The sequence below is a fragment of the Rhodanobacter thiooxydans genome, assembly GCF_021545845.1.
GTDB lineage: Bacteria > Pseudomonadota > Gammaproteobacteria > Xanthomonadales > Rhodanobacteraceae > Rhodanobacter.
Genome location: NZ_CP088923.1, coordinates 2,286,478 through 2,306,484, shown reverse-complemented (window position 1 = coordinate 2,306,484; position 20,007 = coordinate 2,286,478). Strand labels below are relative to the sequence as shown.

Here is a 20,007-nt window from a genome sequence, read left to right as displayed (position 1 = left end):
TTTCGTGCTTTCTTGTCGCTCCGTGACGCGGTTAGAAATACTGCCACGATACGCATAAGGGGATTGAGGTGTCAGAGGCGGGCCAGGCGCAATTCAGTCAGATGCTCGCGTACGAAATCGATGCGGTCCTGCCCCCAGTAGATTTCCTCGCCGACCATGAAGGTGGGAACCCCGAAAATGCCGTGCTCCTGCGCCCGCCTCCAGTTTTCTTCCAGCACCCCGTAGCGAACCGGATCGTCGGCGGCGGCGGTCGCGGCGCCTCGATCCAGGCCCACACGTTCCGCCACCGCCAGCAATACATCCAGGTCGCCGATGTCCTGGCCTTCGGCCCATTCCGCGCGCATGACCTCGATCACGTAGGGCCGCAACCGCCCCTGTTCCTGTGCAAGCAGGGAAACGGCGCCGGCGCGCGTCGGGTCCGTGGTCCTGGGCGGCGGGTTGTAGGGAATGCCCATCCGCCGGGCAAAGCGGCTGACATCCTGCCGCGCAAGGGGCACTTTGAACTTGGCACGCTCCGGTGGCGACCGGCCGCTCCAGCCGCCCAGCGGGAGCCACACGAGGTTCACATGGAACTCGTCCAGTAAGTCGAACATGCGCTTGGAGGCCAGGTAACAATAGGGGCTGCGAAAGTTGAAGAAAATCTGCAGATCAACCGCTTGCATCGTTCATCTCCATGATGGCCAAACGCTCGGCCAATTGGTGCTCCGGACAGGACACTTGGATCAGGCTGTGGTGACTTTCGCCCACACGATCACATCATCAATGACCGGCCTGCTGCGCGGTGTTGCAGTTATCGCCGGGCAGAACGACCTGTCGACAGCAATCTTCCCGCCGCGCTCAGCCGGTGTGTCAGCGAGCGGAACCGTCCGTCCGGAAAAGGATGGAGGTCGCACGCGACCTCCACCTCTACCGGATGATCTCAGTCACCGCCTCCCGAATCACGCATGTTCTGCACCTGGAACAGGCTGGGCGGATTCAGCTTGTACGAGATCTGGCCCTTGAAGTGACCAGTGGTGCAGTGCATCGCCTCCAGGTCGACCATCGAGAACGCGTCGTCGATCGGGATGCCCGAGTGCTTGTTGATCGGCAGGTGGAAGTCCGGGTCGGTCTTGCCGATGATGAAGCTCTTCCACAGATTGCCCTTGCGGTCGTAGATCAGCGTACGCGATAGCGCACCGGTCTGCGCATCCACATAGAACAAGCGTTTGCTGACCGGCGACCCGTTGTTGACCGGCACGGCTTCCAGTTCGTAGGTCTTGCGCAGCTGCCAGGTGATCTCCGGGAAGCAACCGCCCTGGCCACCGAACGCGACGAACTTGTAGCCGTCCGGCTGCGGGAATTCGTCCGACAGCTTCAGCTCGTTGTGGTAGTACAACGGCATCAGGATGTTCTTGGCGCCCTTGTAGGTCCACTTCATCTCCGCCACGCGGTCGTTGTAGCCCTCGAAGTCCTGGATCATCAGGTCCGAACCGAGGAACGAGTCGGTGGTCTGCCCGGTAGGCAGCCGCCGCACGCGCCGCTGGAAGCCCAGGTAAAGATAGGCATCGTCCTGCTTGCGGTCGTCATCGTAGCGCTGGATCAGCAATTGCGTATTGCGCACGTCGTCCGGACTCAGCACCTTGACGTAGATGCCGCGGTACAGCTCGGAGGGGTTGGGCGTGACTTCCGGAATCGGCGCATCCTCGAACCGGTGCTTGTAGTTGAGGAAGTTGAACTGAAAGTCGATGACGCGCTCCACCTGCCCCGTCTTCATGTTCCGGTATTGCCAGTAGAACGGGTTGATCGTGCCGTTGTCGCCCCAGTTCACCCCATGCAGGAAGTTCCAGGCCAGCTTCAAGCCTGCCTGCGGGTCGTCCAGCGAAGGCTCTTGCGGAAACGGCCGGCCGGAAACGTAGCCTTCGAGCTGCAGCGTCTTGGGATCCAGTTTGACGTTCTTGTAGCTCGCCTTGGTCGCGTCACGGAAGCTCTTGGTCAGCAGTTCCGAGAAGGTCGGCCGGGTTTGCACCTTGTACCAGCCGTTCTTGACGTAGGTGTACATCGCCGGGTCCAGCATGCCCTTGTAGGTTTCGACGTTGTCCTTGTCGATGACCACGCCCGGGGTGTAGCCCGGGAAGGTCGGCATGCCCTTGGCGTAGGGGTTGAACGAGGCATCCACGACCGGATCGCCGGTCGGGCTGTTGTTCTCGACGTAAGCACTACCCTGCTCGGCGGCGATGGCCGCCACCGACGACAGCGCCAGCAATGCGGCGAGCATGGATGCGAGTGGTTTGGTGTTCATGACGCCTCTCCTGGAGAATGTGGTGTTGACGCGTTCCGCCTGCCGCTCAGAAACTGGCGCGCAGCTTCACGAAGAGCTGGTTTTCCTTGCCCGCCGTGCCCAGCGGGCCGGCGCGGAACCGCCCCAGCGGTTCGAAGCCGCCCAGACCGTAGGAGCCGTCGGTGAATGCCTGCGGAGGGTTTGCGCCGGTGAACGTGGTGAACGGCGCCCAGGGATTGCACGAGCGGCAATCGTCGAAGTTGTAGCGGCTCAGGTCGTTGTAGTGCAGCAGCGCGCCCGCCGTGAGGCTCAGGTGGTTGTTGACTAGCCAGTTCACCGACGGGGAAATGGTCCCGGCGTTCGCCTTCCAGTCATGCGCGAACAGCAACTGCGGACTGAGGCGGCCATTCATGTAAGTTGGCTTGATCAGCAGGGTGAAGGTGAGGTCGTTCTTCCAGTCGGGGATGCCGGTCGGCCCGAGCGGACTCTGGCCGCGCTGGTAGTCGAAGATGTGCTGGAAGAACAGCTGGGCGGAAATCAGCGTGGCCTGGCGCCCGCTGATGCCGGGGATGAAGGTCAGCCGGTCGATGCCGAGCACCGAACGGAACACTGGGTTGCGGGAGTACAGGTTGGGCCGCAGCGTGTTGGAGAACTCCTCGCCGGTGGTGTACGCGCCCTCGAAGCGCACGGCCGACTTGGCCCACTCCCACTGGTAGTCCAGCGAGCCGCCGATCAGATTGATCCGCGGGAACACCATGTCGAACGCAATCAGGCTCCGCACCGGTATGCCCGGGATGGGCGACCCGGTGTTGCCGGGCTGGCCGGTGAAGGCGTTGGTCGCTGCGCCGTTGATCGAGTGCAGGCTGGGCAGCTGCGAGCGGTAGGTCAGCGCGTTCAGCGAAAAGCCCAGCGTGCCGCCCGCCGAGACGCCTTCGAACTTCAGGCCGATCGGCGAGTTCTTCAGCGTCCACGCGGGCATCTTCACGTCGCGGATGCCGATCTGGTGCGGGCCGAAGTCGGTGGCCGCGTACATACCCGGCGTGCCGGGAGGCACCGGGGCAAAGTTGGAGACGGTGCCGCCGTTGTCCCACAGGTTCTTCATGCCGCGGAAGAAGCAACCGGCATCGAGGATCGCGTTGGGCGTGCCGCACTGGCCGAGGTTGTTGGGGCGGAATTTTTCCATGTTCCAGACCAATTGCAGGTTGGACTCCTGGAACCACTTCGACGCGCCCATGCGGTATTCGACCGTGGCGATAAACATGGGAATGCGCGCATCCTCGAGCTCGTCGTAGATGTTGTTGCGCGAATAGTCCACCGGATTGATCACGTCGAGCACGCGGAACAGGTCCGTCCGCCCCCAGATCACCTGCTGACGACCGACCTTGACGAACACCGACTGCGTCGGCGAGAGCGGGATGTTGCCGCTGGCATAGATCTCGCGCAGGAAGTCGAAGCGATTGTTGAACTCCGGCAGCTCCAGGTCGTGCCTGCTCAGGTTGCCGTAACCGCCGAAGTTGGCGCAGCCGCGTGAATCCACGTTGCAGGGCCATACCGGCACGCCGAACTCGACGCCGCCGCGCGTGGTCGAGTGCCAACGCTGGCCCAGCACCTGCATGCCCTGGTTGGGGTTGTAGTTGGGCGCATTGGGATTGGTGGAATTGATCCCGAAGGCGTTCGAGGGTGGCAGCCCCAGCGCGGTCGCCTCGGCCTGGTTGATGCCGCCGCCATGCGGAACGAATGCCTGCGAGAGGTTCGGGAACGGGTTGCCGGGGATGCCGGCGAAGACGGGCGACGCTGTATTCTGCAATACGATCGGCCCGCCGGCCTTGTCGCCGTATTCCTTGTCGTTGAGGCGGTAGACACCGTCATAGGTGCCGCGCAAGGTGGCGTGGAATTTCCAGTGATCGGACAATTTCTTGTCCAGGGCGAGCTGGAACGTGTTGCGTTCTTTCGACAACCCCACCGTATTGCCGGTGTAGTCCTGGCCGCGGACCTGGGTTTCGTTCTCGTAATACCCGTGCACGATCCAGCCCGTCGAAGACGACTGCGCACGAACAAGGCACGGCAACGACAACGAGGACACGCCGGCGATCGCAAGGATCATGCTGCTTTGTAAGGCTTTCAATTTCACCTTCATCGGTACCCCCTCCCCCTCATGTAGGTTGGTGTGGACTTCACGCGGTTCTTGATTCCGCGAGCCGCGCCTCCCCGGGCGCCTCCCGCGTGACGCACGTTTCCTGGTCGGCGTGCTGGTGGATCTCCCAATCGCTGGCGCTGGCGTGCGTGACGAAGTGTGGGCGCAACACCAGGCACCAGGCGGGCACGATGAACATCGCCGCCAGCGCATTGAGGACGAGCATGAACGACAGCAACAACGCGGCATCGGACTGGAAGCGCAGGTCCGACATGAATATCCACAGGGCCACGCCGGCCACCAGCGTCACCGCGGTGAAGCTCACCGCGTAGCCGGTGGTGCTGAACGCCTCGATCACCGCCCGTCGCAGGTCATGGACGCGGCTCATTTCCTCGCGGATGCGGTCCATGAAATAGACCGCGTAGTCGATGCCCACGCCGACGCCGACGGCAATCACCGGTACCGCATTGACGTCGATGCCGATGTCCTTCCAGCCCATGTAGGCATAGGTCAGCACGGTGGAGAACAGCATCGGCACCACCATCAGTACGCCTGCGTGCAGCGAGCGGTAGTACGCGGTGACCAGCAGGAAGGCGATCAGCATGACCAGCGGGATGATCACCACGTTGTCGCGGTCGATCGCCTGGTTGGCCGCCGCGGTGACGCCGATGATGCCGCCGGCCAGTTCCATCGACAGCCCTTCCACACCCGGCGCGATGGCGGCGATGCTGCGGCGCGCCTGCGCCATCGCGCGGTCGATGGTCACCGCGCGATGGTCCTTGTAATAGAACACCACGTCGGCCTCGTCGCCGGCCGGGTTGACGAACTCCTTCAGCGCACCGGGCACCGGACTCGATGCCATGTACGCGAACATCAGGCCGCCTGCTTCGCGCGCGCCGTGCGGGATCTGCGCCCAGCGCGGATCGTTGTAGTGGGTCAGCCGGTTGACCTGGCGCACTACCAGCGGCAACGCCTTGGTGCCGCCGGTGTCCGGGTCGAGCATCATGTCGGCCTGCAGCGACTCGATCGCGTGCATCGCCTGCGGCTGCTTGAGCCCGTTCGGCTTGTCCGTGCGCACCAGCACGTGCAGTTCCTCCGAGCCGGGGAACGCGGTGTTGATCGCCTTGGTCGATAGGTTGTAGTCGTGGTTGCGTTTGAGCAGCGGCGAGCCGGGTTCGGAGTCGCCGATCTGCACATGTGCGGCGTAGTAGCCACCCACCACGAACAGCAGCACCATCACGCCGAGGATCGTCACGGCGCCGCGCTGGTTGCCGCCGGTGCGCGCCATGAAGGCGCCGAGCGCAGCGCGAATCGCATGGTTCTTGTTCTGCGTCTTGCGCGGTGCGGGCAGCACCGTCAGCGCCAGCGGCACCATGAAGTGCACGGTGAAGATCACCGACATCGCCCAGAACCCGGCCGACAGGCCCAGCTTGTGGTCGAACGGCACCGTCGCCAGCACCAGCACGCCGATGCCCAGCGCATCGACGATGATCGCCAGTGAGCCGGGGCGGAACAGCGCATCGAGCGCGTTGCGCGCCGCCTTGCGGCCGTCGTGCACCAGCTCGAACTCCTCGTAGTAGCGCGCGACCAGCTGCACGCCGTGCGAGGTCGCCCGGGCCGCTATCAGGAACGGGATCGGCATCGCCAGCGGCTCCAGGTTGAAGCCGCACAGCGCCATGAAACCCAGGCCCCAGATCGTCGACAGGCTGATGCCGACCAGCGGCAGCAGCACGCCGTAGAAGCGCCGGAAGTACAGGATCAGCAGCGTCGCCAGCAGCGCCAGCGTACCGAACAGGATCGCGATGATCTGGTCAAGGTAGGTGTAGACGTAGCCGATCAGCACCGGGTTGCCGGTGGTGTGGATGTCGTAGCCCGGCGTCGCCAGGTCGGCGCGCAACTTGACCAGCGCGTCGATGAAGCTGCGGTAGTCGATCTCCCCTTCGGTCAATCGCGCACGGATCAGCGCCGAGCTGAAATCGGGCGAGACCAGCAGGCCGTAGACCTGCGGGTTCTCCACCACGTCCGCCTTGAGCGCCTGCATCGCCGCCGTGCTGGTGGCCGGGTTCTGCGGGTCGTAATACGGCGTGGAGACGATGCTGCCGTCGTTGGCCAGGTGGGTCGAGCGCACCGTGCGGTGGGTCAGGCTGGAAACCTGGTTGTGGTCGACGTGAGGCAGGCTGTCCACGCCCTGGGTGGCCTTGTAGATCAGCGTCAGCGCCTGCGGATTGAAGATGGAGCCATCCCTGGCGTGCACCACCATCACCATCTGGTTGGCGCCGCCGAAGTTCTGCTTGATGCGGTTGTAGGTCTGGATGTACGAGCTGCTTTGCGGCAGCAGGTCGTTGAAGTCGGTGTACATCCGCAGCTTCGGCAGGAAGCTGGCGAACACCGCCGTCACCAGCAGGATCAGGCCGAGTACGATTTTCGGATTGGCAAACAGCCATTGCTCGCCGCGGATCAGGATTCCAGTAATGGCGTCACGGATTTTTTTCATGATGGGCGCCCTCAATCGGCCTGGTGGTTCGGACTGAGCCGATGCAGGTTGTCGCCGCCGGCGACGAATACCCCGCCGGACGGGAGCAGTGTCAGTGCGGTCAGCTCGCCCGAACCCGTACCCGCATCGCCGGTGTCGACGTCGGTCCAGGCGCCGGCGAGCCAGCGGATCACCCGGCCGTCTGCGCCGACACCCCAGGCCGCGTCGCTTGCCCCGTTCAAGGCGTAGATCGGCGCCTTCGCCGGGTTGTCGACGGCGATCCAGGTCGCGCCGCCGTCGGACGTGCCGAACAACGCGCCCGCCACGCCACTGACCCAGCCGTGGTCGCGATCGCGGAAATACATCGCGTAGGGATAGAAGTCCGGCGGCAGCGGTGCCGACAGTGCCCAGTGCGCCCCGGCGTCCGACGTCACCGCCACGCTGCCGAACTCACCGACGGCGATGCCATGCTGCGGATCGGAGAAGTGCACGCTGCTCAGGATGGCGTCCTTGTCCAGCGCCGTGGACGCCCAGGTCTTGCCCCGATCCTTGCTCGAAGCGATGCCGGTGCGACTGCCCACGACCCATAGCCGATTCGTGCCATCGCAAGTCATGGCGACGGGATCCATCTTGGTGTCGATCGGACGTGCCACCCATTGCCCGCCCTGCTCCACCCACACCCGGCGGTGGAAATCCAGCGCCACCGGTGTGCCGTCGGGACAGGCGCTGATGCCGATGATCGACGCCGGCTGCGGCAGTTCGGTGCGCGTCCAGCTCTTGCCCTCGTCCTGGCTGGCGAGCAGCACGCCGCCGAGCGTGCCGGCCAGCAGCCGGCCCTTGGTCGCCGCCACCGCATCGAACTGGTCGGTGCGATGGATCGATTTGGCGCGCTCGGCGGCCACCGCGGGATCGCCGTGGTCGGCCTTGGTGCACGCGGCCAGCGTGACGGCGAGCAGAGCCGTCAGTGCCGCCACGCACAGATGTTTCATCTCGATGAGTTGCATGTTTCCCCGCCCTCGACGTGCGTTGCACGGCGCCCGGTGCGCCCCGTTCCCCCACCCTGGCCTGCGGAGCGGCGGCGCCGCCCCGCGCGCCGCTATGCCGCGGTGCCGGTCTTGCGCACGCCGCGCTCGCGCGCCATGCGGAAGGCGGTGTCCTCGATCATGTCCTCCTGCCCGCCGACCATGCCGCGCCGGCCCATTTCCAGCAGGATTTCCCGCGCCGGCACGCCGTACTTCTCCTCGGCGCGCCAGGCAAAACCGAGGAACGAGCCATAGACACCGGCGTAGCCCAGAGCCAGCGCATCGCGGCCGATGCGCTGCGGCGTTTTCTTCATCGGCACGACCAGGTCCTCGGCAACGTCCTGGATCGCGAACAGATCGACCCCGGTCTCGATGCCCATCAGGTCGCACACGGTCACAAAGACCTCCGTCTGCGTGTTGCCCGCGCCCGCACCCAGCCCAGCGCAGGACGCGTCGATGCGGTTGGCACCGGCTTCCACCGCGGCCACGCTGTTGGCCACCCCCATCGAGAGGTTGTTGTGGCCATGGAAGCCCAGCTCGGTTTCCGGGCGCAGCGCATGGCGCAGCGCGCCGATCTTTTCCTGCACCTGCGCCGGCAGCATGTGGCCGGCCGAATCGGTCACGTAGATGCAGTTAGCGCCGTAGCCTTCCATCAGCTTGGCCTGCCCGATCAAGCCCTCGGCCGAGTTCATGTGGCTCATCATCAGGAAGCCGACGGTGTCCATGCCCAGCTTGCGCGCTTCGGTGATGTGCTCCTCGGCCACGTCCGCCTCGGTGCAGTGCGTGGCGATGTAGATGCTGCGCACGCCCAGATCGTGCGCCATCTTCAGGTGCGTCACCGTACCGATGCCCGGCAGCAGCAACGCGGACACCGTGGCGCGCTTCATCAGCGGGATGACCGTGGACAGGTACTCCTCGTCGGAGTGCTTGCCGAAGCCGTAGTTGACCGAGCCGCCGCCAAGGCCCTCGCCATGGGTGACCTGGATCAGCGGGATGCCGGCCTGGTCCAGCCCGGTGGCCACGGTAGTCATCTGCTCCAGCGTCATCTGGTGGCGCATGGGATGCATGCCGTCGCGCAGCGTGACGTCGTGCAGGGTGATGCGGGTCTTGTTCGAGTTCATGGTGCGGTCCTCAGGCCACTTGCAGGCTCAGCGAGCCATCGAGAATGCGTTCGGCGAACATCTCCGCCGTACGCGTCGCCGCGGCGGTCATGATGTCCAGGTTGCCGGAGTACTTCGGCAGGAAATCGCCCAGCCCCTCGACCTCCAGGTAGATCGAGACGCGGTTGCCTTCGAACACCGGGCCCTGCACGACGCGGTAGCCGGGCACGTACTTCTGCACCTCGCTCACCATCTGCTGGACCGACTCGGTGATGGCGCGTTCGTCGGGCGCTTCCTCGGTCAGGCAATACACCGTGTCGCGCATGATCAGCGGCGGCTTCGCGGGGTTGAGGATGATGATGGCCTTGCCCTTTTTCGCGCCGCCCACCTGCTCGACGGCGCTGGCCGTGGTGACGGTGAACTCGTCGATATTGAGCCGCGTGCCGGGGCCGGCCGAGCGCGAGGACACGGTGGCCACGATCTCGCCATAGGCCACCTTCTGCACCCGCGACACGGCCGCCACCATCGGCACGGTCGCCTGGCCACCGCAGGTGACCATGTTGAGGTTCATCTCGCGCTGTTCGGTGTGCTTTTTCAGGTTGATCGACGGCACGCAGTAGGGGCCGATCGCCGCCGGCGTGAGGTCGATCATCATCACGCCGAGCGCGGTGAGCTTGTCCGAGTTCGCCTTGTGCGCGTAGGCGCTGGTGGCGTCGAAGGCGATCTGTACGCCGTCGGCCGCAACGTATGGCAGCATGCCGTCGACGCCCTCGGCGGTGGTCTTCAGTCCGAGGTCGCGCGCGCGGGCCAGGCCCTCGGACGCTGGGTCGACGCCGACCATCCAGACCGGCTCCAGCACTTCGGAACGGCGCAGTTTGTAGAGCAGGTCGGTGCCGATGTTGCCGGGGCCGATGATGGCGCACTTGATCTTGTTCATTGTCCGATTCCTTGCATGGCTCAAACGAAACGCATCGACACGCTGCCCAGGTCCTGGAAGCGCACGTGGATGGCATCCCCGGCGGCTACCGCAATCGCCTCCGTGGCGCCGCCGCTCATGATGAAAGTGCCGGCCGGCAGCTCTTCGCCGCGGGTGGCCAGGTGGTTGGCCAGCGCGGCCACCGCCACCGCCGGATGGCCCAGCACGGCCGCGCCCGCCGCCATCGCCACGACTTCGCCGTTCTTCTCCATGACCAGGCCCAGCGTGCGCAGGTCGAGTCCCTCGACGTCACGCGCGACGCTGCCGACGACGAAGCGGCTGGCGGAGGTGTTGTCGGCGATCACGCTGGCGAGGTCGAAGCGGAAGTTCTCGTAGCGCGAGTCGATGATCTCCACCGCCGCCACCACGAAATCCGTCGCCGCAAGCACCGCGCCGGCATGGCAGCCGGGGCCGCGCAGCGGCTGCTTCAGCACGAAGGCGATCTCGGCCTCGACCTTCGGATGGATCAGCTCCGACACCTTGATCTCGTCGCCGTTGGCGACGCTCATGTAGTCGAACAGCAGGCCGAAGCATGGCGTGGCGACGCCCATCTGCTTCATCTTGGCGCGCGAGGTCAGGCCGGCCTTGTGACCGGCGACGCGCGCGCCGCGTGCTTCCTTGCGGCTGCGGATCGCCGTCTGGATGGCGTAGGCGTCGTCCCAGTCCAGCGCCGGGTGCGCGTCGGTGATCTTGGCGACGGCGTGCGCATGCAGTTCGGCATCTTCGAGATGCACCGCCAGTTGCTGGATGGTTTGTTGGTCGAGGGTCATGGCGTCGTGCTCATCAGGCGAAGCGCACCGAGCAGCTGCCGAGGCCGCCGACGCTGCAGTGGAAGGAATCGCCGGCCACGACTGGCATCAGCGGCGACTGCGAACCGGACAGGATCACCTCGCCCGCCTTGAGCGGGATGCCGAGCGTACCGAGCGTGTTGGCCAGCCAGGCCACCGCGTTGACCGGCGAGCCCTGCACCGCGGCACCGGCGGCGGTCGACACGACATCGCCGTTCTTCTCGACCACCATGCCGGCGACGGCGAGATCCAGCCCGCGCAGCGAGCGCGGCGTGCCACCGAGCACGAATACGCCGCAGGAGGCGTTGTCGGCGACGGTGTCCTGGATCTTGATTTTCCAGTCCTGGATGCGTGAATCGACGATCTCGAAACACGGCAGTACGAAGTCGGTGGCGCGCAGCACGTCGGCGGCGCTGATGCCCGGACCATTGAGGTCGGCCTTGAGGATGAACGCCACCTCCGCCTCGGCCTTGGGCGCGATCAGCGTGTCCACCGGGATCGGCTCGCCTTCGCTGTAGACCATGCCCGACAGCAGCTGGCCGAAGTCCGGCTGGTAGACCTTGAGCATGTTCTGCACCGCTTTGGAGGTGACGCCGATCTTCTTGCCGACGACCGTCTCGCCCTGCTCGATGCGGCGCTCGATCATGCGCAGCTGGATGCGGTAGGCGTCGTCGATGTCGATGTCCGGCACGCGGTCGGTCAGCGGCGCCACCGCGCGGCGCGCGGCCAGCGCCTCGTACAACTCGTCGCCGTGCTTGCGGATGTCCTGCGGTTTCATGGCCATGGCGTCACGCGGCCTCGTCGAGGAAGTCGGTGACCAGGCGCGCGAACCGTGCCGAGTGCTCGATCTGGGTCCAGTGGCCGCACTTGCCGAACACATGCAACTGCGCGTTCGGAATCCAGTCGGCCAGGGTGAGCGAGGTCGCCAGCGGCAGCACCTGATCCTCGCGGCCGTGGATCACCAGGGTTTCGTGCGGCAGCGCGCGGATGTCCGCCGTCGGCGTGCACAGCGCATCGACGCCGCGCTGGCGCGGCGCCGGGAACATCGCCGAGAACGATTCCTGGAAGCCGGGCCGGATGCTGGCGCGGTAGCGCAGCTCGGCCAGTTCGTCGGTGACCAGCGCGCGGTCGTAGGCGAACAGATCCATCATCTTGCGCATGTTCTCGAACGAAGGCTGGTAGCCCCAGACTTCGTCCAATCCCGGCGTGATTTTGAACGGCACGCCGGCAGCGCCCATCAGCACCAGCCGGCGCACGCGCTCGGGATGGCGGACGGCCACCGCCAGTGACAGCGCACCGCCGAAGGAGTTGCCGACCAGGTCCACCTGTGGCAGCTTCAGCGCGTCCATCACGCCGATCGCATGGGTGACCCAGTTGTCCATCGTGTAGTGGTAACCGGCGGGACGGTCGGTGAAACCGAAGCCGACCATGTCCGGCGCAACCACGCGACGGCGCTCGGCGAACGTCGGCATCACCGGCCGCCAGTTCGCGAACGCACTGACGCCGGGGCCGGAGCCGTGGATCAGCAGCAGCGGCACGCCCGCGGCGCTACGGTTGAGGTCGTGGTAGTTGGTGCGGATGCCGGCGGCGACGATGTCCTGGCCGATTTCGGGATTGCTGTGGGCGTTCATGTCGGGTCTCTGGATGGCGGTCAGGCGTACTTGATGCAGACGTTGCGCAGCTCGGTGTAGAACTCCAGCGAGTGCACGCCGCCTTCGCGGCCGATGCCGCTCTGCTTGCTGCCGCCGAACGCGGTGCGCAGGTCGCGCAGGAACCAGCTGTTGATCCAGGTGATGCCGACGTCGATCCGGCCGGCGACGCGATGCGCGCGGCCCAGGTTCCCGGTCCACACCGTGGTGCACAGGCCGTAGGGCGTGTCGTTGGCGAGAGCGACGACTTCGTCCTCGCTGTCGAACGGCGCGATGTGGCAGCACGGGCCGAAGATCTCCTCGCGCACTACCGCCGAGGTCTCGGGCAGTCCGGTCCAGATCGTCGGCTCGATCCACGAGCCATCCTGCAGCGCGGCCGGCATCTTCGGCACGCCGCCGCCGGTGACGATGGTGGCGCCGTCAGCCTTGGCGCTGGCGTAGTAACGCAGCACCTTCTGCTGGTGCTCCTTCGAGATCAGCGGGCCGATGCCGGTGGCCTTGTCGTCGGGCACGCCGGGTTTCATCGCCTCGGCTTTCTGCTTCAGCGCGGCGACGAACCTGTCGAAGATCGGCCGCTCGACGTAGACGCGCTCGGTGCCCAGGCAAACCTGGCCGCAGTTGACGAAGGCGGCGCGCGCGATGCCGTCCACCGCCGCATCGAAATCCGCGTCGGCGAACACGATGCCGGCGTTCTTGCCGCCCAGCTCGAACGACACCGGGCGCACGCCTTTCGACGCCGCGGCCATGATTGCCTCGCCGGTGCGCGTCTCGCCGGTGAAGGTGATCGCGTCGACGCCGCGGTGCGTGGTCAGGAACTCGCCGGCCGAATCCGGGCCGAGCCCATGCACGACGTTGTAGACGCCCTTCGGCACGCCGACCGCGTTCATCACCTCGCCGAGCAGGGTCGCGGTGGCCGGGGTTTCCTCGGACGGCTTGACCACCACCGTGTTGCCGCAGGCCAGCGCGGGGCCGACCTTCCAGGTCATCAGCAACAGCGGCAGGTTCCACGGGCAGACCACCGCGATCACGCCGCGCGGCTTGCGCACGGCGTAGTTCAGCGCAGCGCCACCGTCGGGCGTGGCCATCTCGAACGTTTCCGTCGGCACGTTCTTGATGACGTCGGCGAAGATCTTGAAATTGGCCGCGCCGCGGGGGATGTCGATATGGCTGGCCATGCTGCGCGGCTTGCCGGTGTCGGCGACCTCGGCCTCGAGGAAATCGTCGAAGCGGCGGTTGATCTCGTCGGCCACCGCGTACAGCAGCTCGACCCGCTCGGCCAGCTTCAGCGCGCCCCACGGCCCGTGCAGTGCCGCGCGCGCCGCGCGTACCGCCTGGTCCACCTCGGCGCGGCCGGCTTCGTGGACCTGGCCGATCACGCGGTTGTCGACCGGGTTGCGGTTCTCGAACTGGCGCTGCGTGGAGACCCAGCCGCCGTCGATGAAATTCTGGAATTGCTTCATGGCGCGTTCTTCTTCGTTCGGGCTTTTGAGAGATTCATGGGAAGGGCGTCCAGGCCCGCGTGCGCGATCGCCTCGTCCTGCGCCTCGCTACCACCGGAGACGCCGATGCCGCCGATGCGCTGGCCGTCTTCGAGCACTGGCAGGCCGCCGCCGAAGGCGATGAAGCGCGGCCGCAGCACGATGCCCTCGCGCACTGCGGCGGAATGCTCGGCCAGTGCCTGCGGCCAGCGCGAGGTGGGCAGGCCGAAACTCGCGGCGGTGTAGGCCTTGTCGATGGCGATCTCCACCGAGTGCAGCGGCGCGCCAGGCATGCGCAGGAACGCGGCCAGCACGCCGGCCGGATCGACCACCGCCACATTGACGCGTACCCGCATGTCCTGTGCGGCCTGCGCGGCTGCGACGACCAGCGCCTGCGCCGCTGGCCAGTCGATGCAGCGCTGCAACACGCTGCACGACGGCACCGCCTGCGGCATGCCGGCATTCATCAGGTGTAGACCTCGGTGAACGAGGCGACCAGGTCACCGGTGTGGTAGAAGATGCCGCTGCCGAGGCGGTCCTCCGACCACACCGTCACCGGCCGGTCGCGTTGCGCCAGGTAGCCCAGCCCGGCGAAGGTCTCGTTGCGGTTGCCGCTGGGGTCGAAGAAGTAGATGGTCTCGCCGCGCGTGATGCCGTGGCGCGTCGGCGCGACGTCGATGCGCACCTTGTTCTTCGCCATCACGTCGGCGGCCTTCAGCACGTCGTGCCAGGAGTCCAGGAAGAAGGCGATGTGATGCAGGCCGTTGCGCGGGCCGCCGACGAACGCGATGTCGTGCGGCGTAGTGGAGCAGGCCAGCCAGGTCGCCGCCTGCACGTTCTTGTCCGGCCCCACCAGCACGTGCTCGGTGAGCCAGAAATCCAGCACCTCTTCCATGAAGCGCGTGTTGTCGGCCACCCGGTTGATGCCGGCCTCGGGGTTCAGCTCGCACATCAGCAAGGTGTGGTCCAGCCAGTGCACGCCGGCACCACGCAGCGAGTCCGGCCACGGGTCGGGATTCAGCGAGCCGACATCGGTGCCGAGCTGCTCCTTGCTGGCGAACAGCCGCATTTCGTGGCCGCTGGGCAGGTGGAACTGCAGTATGCGGCCGGTATCCGGCAGGCTGCCCGCCGGCAGCATGGTGGCCTTGATGCCCCAGGCTTCGATCTTCGGCTGCAAGGCGTCCAGGTCGCTCTCGGCACGCACCTTGTACGCCACGTGGTCGAGCCCGGCACGGTCGGATGCAGTGAGCACCAGCGAGTACTTGTCCCACTCGTCCCAGCACTTGAGATAGACGCGCCCGGCGGCGTCCTTCATCGTCACCCTCAACCCCAGCACGTTGCCGTAGTGCTGCAGAGCGGCGTCCATGTCCATCACCCTGATGCTGGCGTGGCCTATGCGCATGACACTCATCGTTCGTCTCTCCCATGGTCGTTTCGTGTGGGTGCCTGCACGGCGATGCACCCTGCTGCTGTACGGGTAAGGTTTCGGTGCAACTTGCCGACGACGTCGAGGATCACGTCGGTCTCCGGCGCCATGCGGCAGGCCAGCGTGTAGCCCGTCGCTTCCTCTTCCGCGCTCACATGGGCCCGGCTGATCGCGCCCAGCTGGCGTACGTGCCCGGAAGCCACACGCACCTTGCACACGCCACAGCCACCGTTGGTGCAGCCCACCGGGATGCCCTTGCGACCGAGCCGCAACATGCCGCACAACAGGCTTTCGTCGCGCCGGCAGAGGTAGCTTTCGCCGCTGCAGGCGACGGTCACCGTCAGCTGCAGCGACGACGCGGGGGCGTCGCCGCACTGGTTTCCGTAAGTTGCCGCATCGGTTCGCATCGGCATCTCCTACAAGGCCCGGAACAGCGGGCTGCGCCGCGCCGACGCGGCGGCATCGGCGGCGGTGATGAATTTCTCGGTGTAGATGTCGCGCTCGAACAAGCGGCCCTGCATCAGCGTCGCGATGCAGGCCTCGATCATCGGCGGCGGGCCGCACAGGTAGGCCTGGTGGCCGCGGAAATCCGCGCTGGCGCCGCCGTCCTGGCTGAAGCGCCGCTTCAACTCTTCATGCACGAACCCCCGTGCACCAGTCCACGGATCGTCGTCGGCAAGGTTGGACAGCACCGGCACGTAGTGCAGCCGAGGATGCCTGCGCGCGAGCTGCTCGAAGTGGTCGGCGAAATACAGCTCGCCGCGGTCGCGCGCACCCTGGAACAACCAGATGTCGTGTGCGAAATCTTCGGCCAGCAGGTCGGCCAGCATCGACTTCGGGCTGGAAAGCCCCGAGCCGCCGGCCAGCAGGATCACCGGCAAGCCGGCTGACTTGCGCACGAAGAATCGGCCCATCGGCACGGTCAGATGCAGCCGGTCGCCAGCCTTCAACGCATCGTGCAGCCAGCTCGTGGCGGCACCGCCTGGCACCTTGCGCACGTGCAGCTCGATCAAATCCTCGCCCGGCGCATTGGCCAGCGAAAACGCACGCGGCCCATCGACGCCCGGCAGGTGAAGGTTGAGGTATTGGCCAGCCTGGAATGACACGCTCCGGTCCGGACGCAGCCAGATGCCCTTGACGGTGGGTGTCGGGGTCCGGCCGAGATACGCGTAAAAATAGGACACTCCGGCTGAAAAACAATTTCAGCCCAAGGAGTTAGCTCAAGAACGTCTTGGCGCCAGTCTAGGCGCGGGGATGCAGTACTCAGTATCCATTGGAGGTATAGCCGGGATTCTGGATATCTTCGCAGAAATGCAGCTAAGTAGCTGTGTTGACGCGAGTATCTAGGCAGTAATCACACCAAAGCTACTCATTGAAGAGGCGCTCGAAGCCAGGCCCATGACAGCGCTTGTACTTGCCGCCCCTCCCGCACAGACAAGAGTCGTGGTCGCGGAGGCCCGCTGAAATGGACTGACCAAGAAAACTCTGCGCCCTCATCAGCGGCTCGATTTCATGCGCTGGAACGCTGATCTGCCCGTATTGGTCGGTGCGCTCGCCACGATTCATCACCTGGACGATGGCCTCGGACGCCTTGATGAAGTGGCGAACGAGCAAGTCGTCTCGTACCGGCAACCTGACGTTATCAACAACAACACCGGTATACGTGCGACGTGCGTCGGGTACGAACAAGATCGCAGCCTCTCCGTGCGGCTTGGGTGTGATGTCGACGAGCTGCCCCTCGGGCGCAACCCAGACGGCATGAAACTCCGCCTCGACCATCACATGCGGCCACTCCCATATCTGCCAGCCGCATAGCATACGTCCACCGGCACGCGAGATCTTGGCCGCCACATTTGGGAAGCATTCGTTGACCACGGCGTCGGCGTCGGGTTGAACCGTTAGATAGGCAGGGTTTCCCCCCGGAACCACTTTCGCGATCAGTTGTTGGATATGTCGGGTGATATGCGGGGGCGTCGTGGTTTTCAAGCAAGCAGATTCCAAAGTCGAGGGTGACCCCATGCTGGGGATCGCGCGGAGGTAAAATTGGGCCAAGCCCTTCACTATCGGAGCCAGTCTCATGCCCCATCCAACAACGGCTGTGCTGCGACGAATAGACGGTTCGTGGCTTATCGAACTGCCCAACGATATGGTTCGGTCAGTTGGTTGGACGGAGAATCAATCGATCTTCCTTCACCGCGAGTTGGCCGACGGCGTCTGGCTTTCCGCCCAAGACGAATCGGCAACGCTTACGGAACTGGCGGCTTACGCTGAACAACTCCCGGGGCGCTGAAGCCAGAGGCATTGAAAAGCCTCTTTGTCACTGCCCTTTGGCGCTCTTCTTGGAGTCCACACGTCTCTTCCGCTGGGCAGGTTTGCGCGTATCGTCGGTACTTTTCTTTGTACCCGCGGCCTTGGCAGCCAGCAACTGCAACGCCAGTTCCATCCCATCGATTTGCCCGCGGTTCGACAGCACTTGCCGCGTCAAAGTCTGCCGTTCGTTCTTGAGAGCTTCGATCTGTGCGCGCTGTTGTTCGAGCTTTTGAAGCTGTTCGCGGTAGCGCAAACGCAATTCGGTAAGCTCCGTTTGCTGCTCCTCATGTCGCCGCTGAGCCTTGGCCAGCGCCCTTTCAGCGTGACGTTGCCCTTCGCGTGCTTCGTCGATCTGCCGGAGCATGTGGTCCTGCGCCGCTTCCAGTCGCTGGGTGGCGGTACCGAGTTCGGTCTGAAAGGCCAGGTCACGCTCGGCAAGACGAGCCTGAAATTCGGTGGCTTGCTTCTCCCGGGCCGCAGCTGCTGTTTCCTGCTGACGCATGGACTCCGTACGCAAACTGGCGATTTCCTGCTGCAACGCGTGGACTTGGCCCAGCGCATCGTTTTTGGTCGCACTTTCAGCGACCAAGTGCTGCTGCAGTTCATCTAGTTGCTCGCCGAGTTGGGCGACTTGCTGCCTTCGTTGCTGTTCATCGACCATCGCTGCATCGCGCGATGCCGCGGCTTCATCGCGTTCACTTTGGGTGGAGGTCAACTCCGCTTCCAGCGCTTCCCTCTGTTCGGCAAACGTCCGCTCTCCCTGTTCCACAGCGGCGACCCAAAGCGATCGCATGGCGTCGGCCACCGCAGGTGGCAAATCCGCTCCGAGTGCATCGACCTTCGTTCGCTCGTCCTTCCACAACTTCAACTCATCATTGATGGTGGTTCGGCTGCCCTGCTGGATGGCCGCATAGATCTGGTCGACGGTGATTTCGTGGGGTCGTTTGCCGCCGGCAACGAGCTGGGCAGCGGCTTCACGGGTACGTTGGCGGGTATCGCTGACACGGCTCATGGGTAGTTCCAGTCGCTCGGAGGGTCGAATTAGAAGGACATGATAAATGTATATTACAGTATTACGTTATACTTGTAATGATTTATCCTTGAAATTTACGATAATTGGTATAATCACAGGTCTTTTCGCTGTACCCTGCGAACTTCATGCGCAAAAACATCGGAAAGCCATGAGCCATGTCGCTTTGAGTCTGGCCGCGCCATCGGGCCTGCCGCCCACCCTTTCCGGGCAGGCCGGCACCAACCGGGCTACCGCGGGTGCCACGCGACAGATTGCAGCCGATGACGACGTAGCGGCCATGGGACTCTGGCTGGCCGAATACCACGACTCGCCGCACACCTTTCGCAGCTACCGCAAGGAAGCCGAGCGGCTTCTGCTCTGGTCCGTGCAAGTGCGTGGGAAGCCGGTGTCCAGCCTGACACGCGAGGATGTGATCGCTTACGAGGCCTTTCTGGCTGATCCGCCTGCAGCTTGGTGCGACGATGGGTTGGCCCGTCGGGGCGAGCACCGGCGCTTGCTCGCGGGCCCCTTGGGAGAGCGCAGTCGCCGGCAGGCGTTGGGCATCCTGGCCGGGCTGTTCAACTACCTCGTGCGGGCCGGCTACCTCGCCGGCAGCCCGTTTGTCCTGCAACGTCGCCGAGCGCGCCGTGGCGCCCGTCGCACGATGGAGCGCTATCTGGATCGGGCGCTCTGGGACGATGTCCTGCGGGCGCTGGACGACTGGCCCCGTGCTACCGAGCGCGAACGCCAGCGCTACGAACGCGCTCGCTGGGTGCTTCGCTTCCTGTATGAGTCCGCGCTTCGAGTCTCGGAGGCGGCCGCGGCCTGCGAAGGCGACTTCCAACGTATTCGTGGCGCGTGGTGGCTGCGCGTCGTTGGTAAAGGCGGCGTTGAGGGAGAAATCCCGCTCAGCGACGCATTGATGGCGGACTTCGCGCGCTATCGACGCTTCCATGCGTTGGCGCCGTTGCCCGTTGAAAACGGACGCGTGCCAGCCATTCTGGGGATCGCCGGGCGCTCGTCGTCACTGACCTCCACCGCGGTCTATCAGATCGTCAAGGACACGTTCCGGCGCATCGCCGACGCGCTGGAACCGGAGGACAGCGATAAGGCGACCCGCGTGCGCCGGGCGTCAACCCATTGGTTGCGCCATACCGCCGCCACGCATCAGGCGGAAGCCGGTATACCGGTGCACCATATCCAGCAAAATCTTCGCCACAGCTCGATTGGCACCACCTCTATCTATCTGCATGCGGAAGCGGATGCGCGCCATGCCAGCACCACACAGCCGCGCCCGCTTCGGTCGTCGCGCGCAGGAGAAAACCCTGCATGAACGATCGCGACAAGAGCCAGGACCTACGGGAGCCCGCCCGCCCTTCAGC

At 65.1% G+C, this 20,007-nt stretch carries 18 protein-coding genes; 1 reads left to right on the top strand and 17 read right to left on the bottom strand.

All coding sequences use genetic code 11. The annotated features are described in order from the left end of the window. Positions 1 to 71: 71 nt before the first annotated feature. The 17 genes from LRK53_RS10315 to LRK53_RS10235 all read right to left on the bottom strand — a co-directional run bounded on the left by LRK53_RS10315 (position 72) and on the right by LRK53_RS10235 (position 18,625). Positions 72 to 662: a 2-hydroxychromene-2-carboxylate isomerase gene (locus LRK53_RS10315; protein WP_027492000.1), complete on the bottom strand. Its 591-nt coding sequence runs from the start codon at positions 660 to 662 to the stop codon at positions 72 to 74. 257 nt (positions 663 to 919) lie between these two features. Then, entirely contained in the window at positions 920 to 2,278 is a 1,359-nt protein-coding gene (locus LRK53_RS10310; RefSeq protein WP_027491999.1) for a DUF1329 domain-containing protein, read from the bottom strand. 46 nt (positions 2,279 to 2,324) lie between these two features. Then, positions 2,325 to 4,361, bottom strand: coding sequence for a DUF1302 family protein (locus LRK53_RS10305; RefSeq protein ID WP_037089195.1), 2,037 nt, complete (start codon positions 4,359 to 4,361; stop codon positions 2,325 to 2,327). 70 nt (positions 4,362 to 4,431) lie between these two features. After that, on the bottom strand, positions 4,432 to 6,885 hold the full coding sequence (locus LRK53_RS10300; RefSeq protein WP_051257511.1) for an efflux RND transporter permease subunit: 2,454 nt from the start codon (positions 6,883 to 6,885) through the stop codon (positions 4,432 to 4,434). A gap of 11 nt (positions 6,886 to 6,896) precedes the next feature. Beyond that, positions 6,897 to 7,868: a WD40/YVTN/BNR-like repeat-containing protein gene (locus tag LRK53_RS10295; protein ID WP_185754589.1), complete on the bottom strand. Its 972-nt coding sequence runs from the start codon at positions 7,866 to 7,868 to the stop codon at positions 6,897 to 6,899. Between the two features lie 92 nt (positions 7,869 to 7,960). After that, entirely contained in the window at positions 7,961 to 9,007 is a 1,047-nt protein-coding gene (dmpG, locus tag LRK53_RS10290; RefSeq protein WP_027491997.1) for a 4-hydroxy-2-oxovalerate aldolase, read from the bottom strand. A gap of 10 nt (positions 9,008 to 9,017) precedes the next feature. Then, positions 9,018 to 9,923: an acetaldehyde dehydrogenase (acetylating) gene (locus LRK53_RS10285; RefSeq protein WP_027491996.1), complete on the bottom strand. Its 906-nt coding sequence runs from the start codon at positions 9,921 to 9,923 to the stop codon at positions 9,018 to 9,020. 20 nt (positions 9,924 to 9,943) lie between these two features. Continuing rightward, the gene (gene dmpH / locus LRK53_RS10280; RefSeq protein WP_027491995.1) at positions 9,944 to 10,732 is read right to left on the bottom strand and encodes a 2-oxo-3-hexenedioate decarboxylase; all 789 of its coding nucleotides are present in this window, start codon (positions 10,730 to 10,732) and stop codon (positions 9,944 to 9,946) included. 13 nt (positions 10,733 to 10,745) lie between these two features. Further along, complete coding sequence (gene dmpE / locus LRK53_RS10275; RefSeq protein WP_304412565.1) at positions 10,746 to 11,534, bottom strand: 2-oxopent-4-enoate hydratase; 789 nt, start codon at positions 11,532 to 11,534, stop codon at positions 10,746 to 10,748. Positions 11,535 to 11,538: 4 nt separating this feature from the next. Then, positions 11,539 to 12,381, bottom strand: a complete 843-nt coding sequence (locus tag LRK53_RS10270) for an alpha/beta fold hydrolase (protein ID WP_027491993.1) — start codon at positions 12,379 to 12,381, stop codon at positions 11,539 to 11,541. Between the two features lie 20 nt (positions 12,382 to 12,401). Then, complete coding sequence (locus LRK53_RS10265; RefSeq protein WP_027491992.1) at positions 12,402 to 13,859, bottom strand: 2-hydroxymuconic semialdehyde dehydrogenase; 1,458 nt, start codon at positions 13,857 to 13,859, stop codon at positions 12,402 to 12,404. After that, entirely contained in the window at positions 13,856 to 14,344 is a 489-nt protein-coding gene (locus tag LRK53_RS10260) for a GlcG/HbpS family heme-binding protein (RefSeq protein ID WP_235642047.1), read from the bottom strand. The genes LRK53_RS10265 and LRK53_RS10260 overlap by 4 nt, the downstream gene beginning before the upstream one ends. Next, positions 14,344 to 15,279, bottom strand: a complete 936-nt coding sequence (locus LRK53_RS10255; protein WP_235642046.1) for a catechol 2,3-dioxygenase — start codon at positions 15,277 to 15,279, stop codon at positions 14,344 to 14,346. Before LRK53_RS10255 ends, LRK53_RS10260 begins: the two co-directional genes overlap by 1 nt. A 5-nt stretch (positions 15,280 to 15,284) precedes the next feature. Continuing rightward, positions 15,285 to 15,710, bottom strand: coding sequence for a 2Fe-2S iron-sulfur cluster-binding protein (locus LRK53_RS10250; protein ID WP_051257509.1), 426 nt, complete (start codon positions 15,708 to 15,710; stop codon positions 15,285 to 15,287). A gap of 9 nt (positions 15,711 to 15,719) precedes the next feature. Further along, the gene (locus LRK53_RS10245) at positions 15,720 to 16,409 is read right to left on the bottom strand and encodes an FAD-binding oxidoreductase (RefSeq protein ID WP_221174182.1); all 690 of its coding nucleotides are present in this window, start codon (positions 16,407 to 16,409) and stop codon (positions 15,720 to 15,722) included. A gap of 259 nt (positions 16,410 to 16,668) precedes the next feature. Beyond that, a complete protein-coding gene (locus LRK53_RS10240; RefSeq protein WP_235642045.1) occupies positions 16,669 to 17,289 on the bottom strand; it encodes an SEC-C domain-containing protein in 621 nt (206 codons plus the stop codon). 331 nt (positions 17,290 to 17,620) lie between these two features. Continuing rightward, entirely contained in the window at positions 17,621 to 18,625 is a 1,005-nt protein-coding gene (locus LRK53_RS10235) for a DNA-binding protein (protein WP_081666560.1), read from the bottom strand. 169 nt (positions 18,626 to 18,794) lie between these two features. On the opposite strand from LRK53_RS10235, the gene LRK53_RS10230 reads away from it, so the two are divergent. Beyond that, entirely contained in the window at positions 18,795 to 19,958 is a 1,164-nt protein-coding gene (locus tag LRK53_RS10230; protein ID WP_027491985.1) for a tyrosine-type recombinase/integrase, read from the top strand. The last annotated feature ends 49 nt before the right edge of the window (positions 19,959 to 20,007 follow it).

Bases quoted from the DNA above. Each gene is read 5' to 3' on its own strand.
- LRK53_RS10315 (WP_027492000.1), bottom strand. From the start codon at position 662: ATGCAAGCGGTTGATCTGCAGATTTTCTTCAACTTTCGCAGCCCCTAT.
- LRK53_RS10310 (WP_027491999.1), bottom strand. From the start codon at position 2,278: ATGAACACCAAACCACTCGCATCCATGCTCGCCGCATTGCTGGCGCTG.
- LRK53_RS10305 (WP_037089195.1), bottom strand. From the start codon at position 4,361: ATGATCCTTGCGATCGCCGGCGTGTCCTCGTTGTCGTTGCCGTGCCTT.
- LRK53_RS10300 (WP_051257511.1), bottom strand. From the start codon at position 6,885: ATGAAAAAAATCCGTGACGCCATTACTGGAATCCTGATCCGCGGCGAG.
- LRK53_RS10295 (WP_185754589.1), bottom strand. From the start codon at position 7,868: ATGCAACTCATCGAGATGAAACATCTGTGCGTGGCGGCACTGACGGCT.
- dmpG (WP_027491997.1), bottom strand. From the start codon at position 9,007: ATGAACTCGAACAAGACCCGCATCACCCTGCACGACGTCACGCTGCGC.
- LRK53_RS10285 (WP_027491996.1), bottom strand. From the start codon at position 9,923: ATGAACAAGATCAAGTGCGCCATCATCGGCCCCGGCAACATCGGCACC.
- dmpH (WP_027491995.1), bottom strand. From the start codon at position 10,732: ATGACCCTCGACCAACAAACCATCCAGCAACTGGCGGTGCATCTCGAA.
- dmpE (WP_304412565.1), bottom strand. From the start codon at position 11,534: ATGGCCATGAAACCGCAGGACATCCGCAAGCACGGCGACGAGTTGTAC.
- LRK53_RS10270 (WP_027491993.1), bottom strand. From the start codon at position 12,381: ATGAACGCCCACAGCAATCCCGAAATCGGCCAGGACATCGTCGCCGCC.
- LRK53_RS10265 (WP_027491992.1), bottom strand. From the start codon at position 13,859: ATGAAGCAATTCCAGAATTTCATCGACGGCGGCTGGGTCTCCACGCAG.
- LRK53_RS10260 (WP_235642047.1), bottom strand. From the start codon at position 14,344: ATGAATGCCGGCATGCCGCAGGCGGTGCCGTCGTGCAGCGTGTTGCAG.
- LRK53_RS10255 (WP_235642046.1), bottom strand. From the start codon at position 15,279: ATGCGCATAGGCCACGCCAGCATCAGGGTGATGGACATGGACGCCGCT.
- LRK53_RS10250 (WP_051257509.1), bottom strand. From the start codon at position 15,710: ATGCGAACCGATGCGGCAACTTACGGAAACCAGTGCGGCGACGCCCCC.
- LRK53_RS10235 (WP_081666560.1), bottom strand. From the start codon at position 18,625: ATGAGCCGTGTCAGCGATACCCGCCAACGTACCCGTGAAGCCGCTGCC.
- LRK53_RS10230 (WP_027491985.1), top strand. From the start codon at position 18,795: ATGAGCCATGTCGCTTTGAGTCTGGCCGCGCCATCGGGCCTGCCGCCC.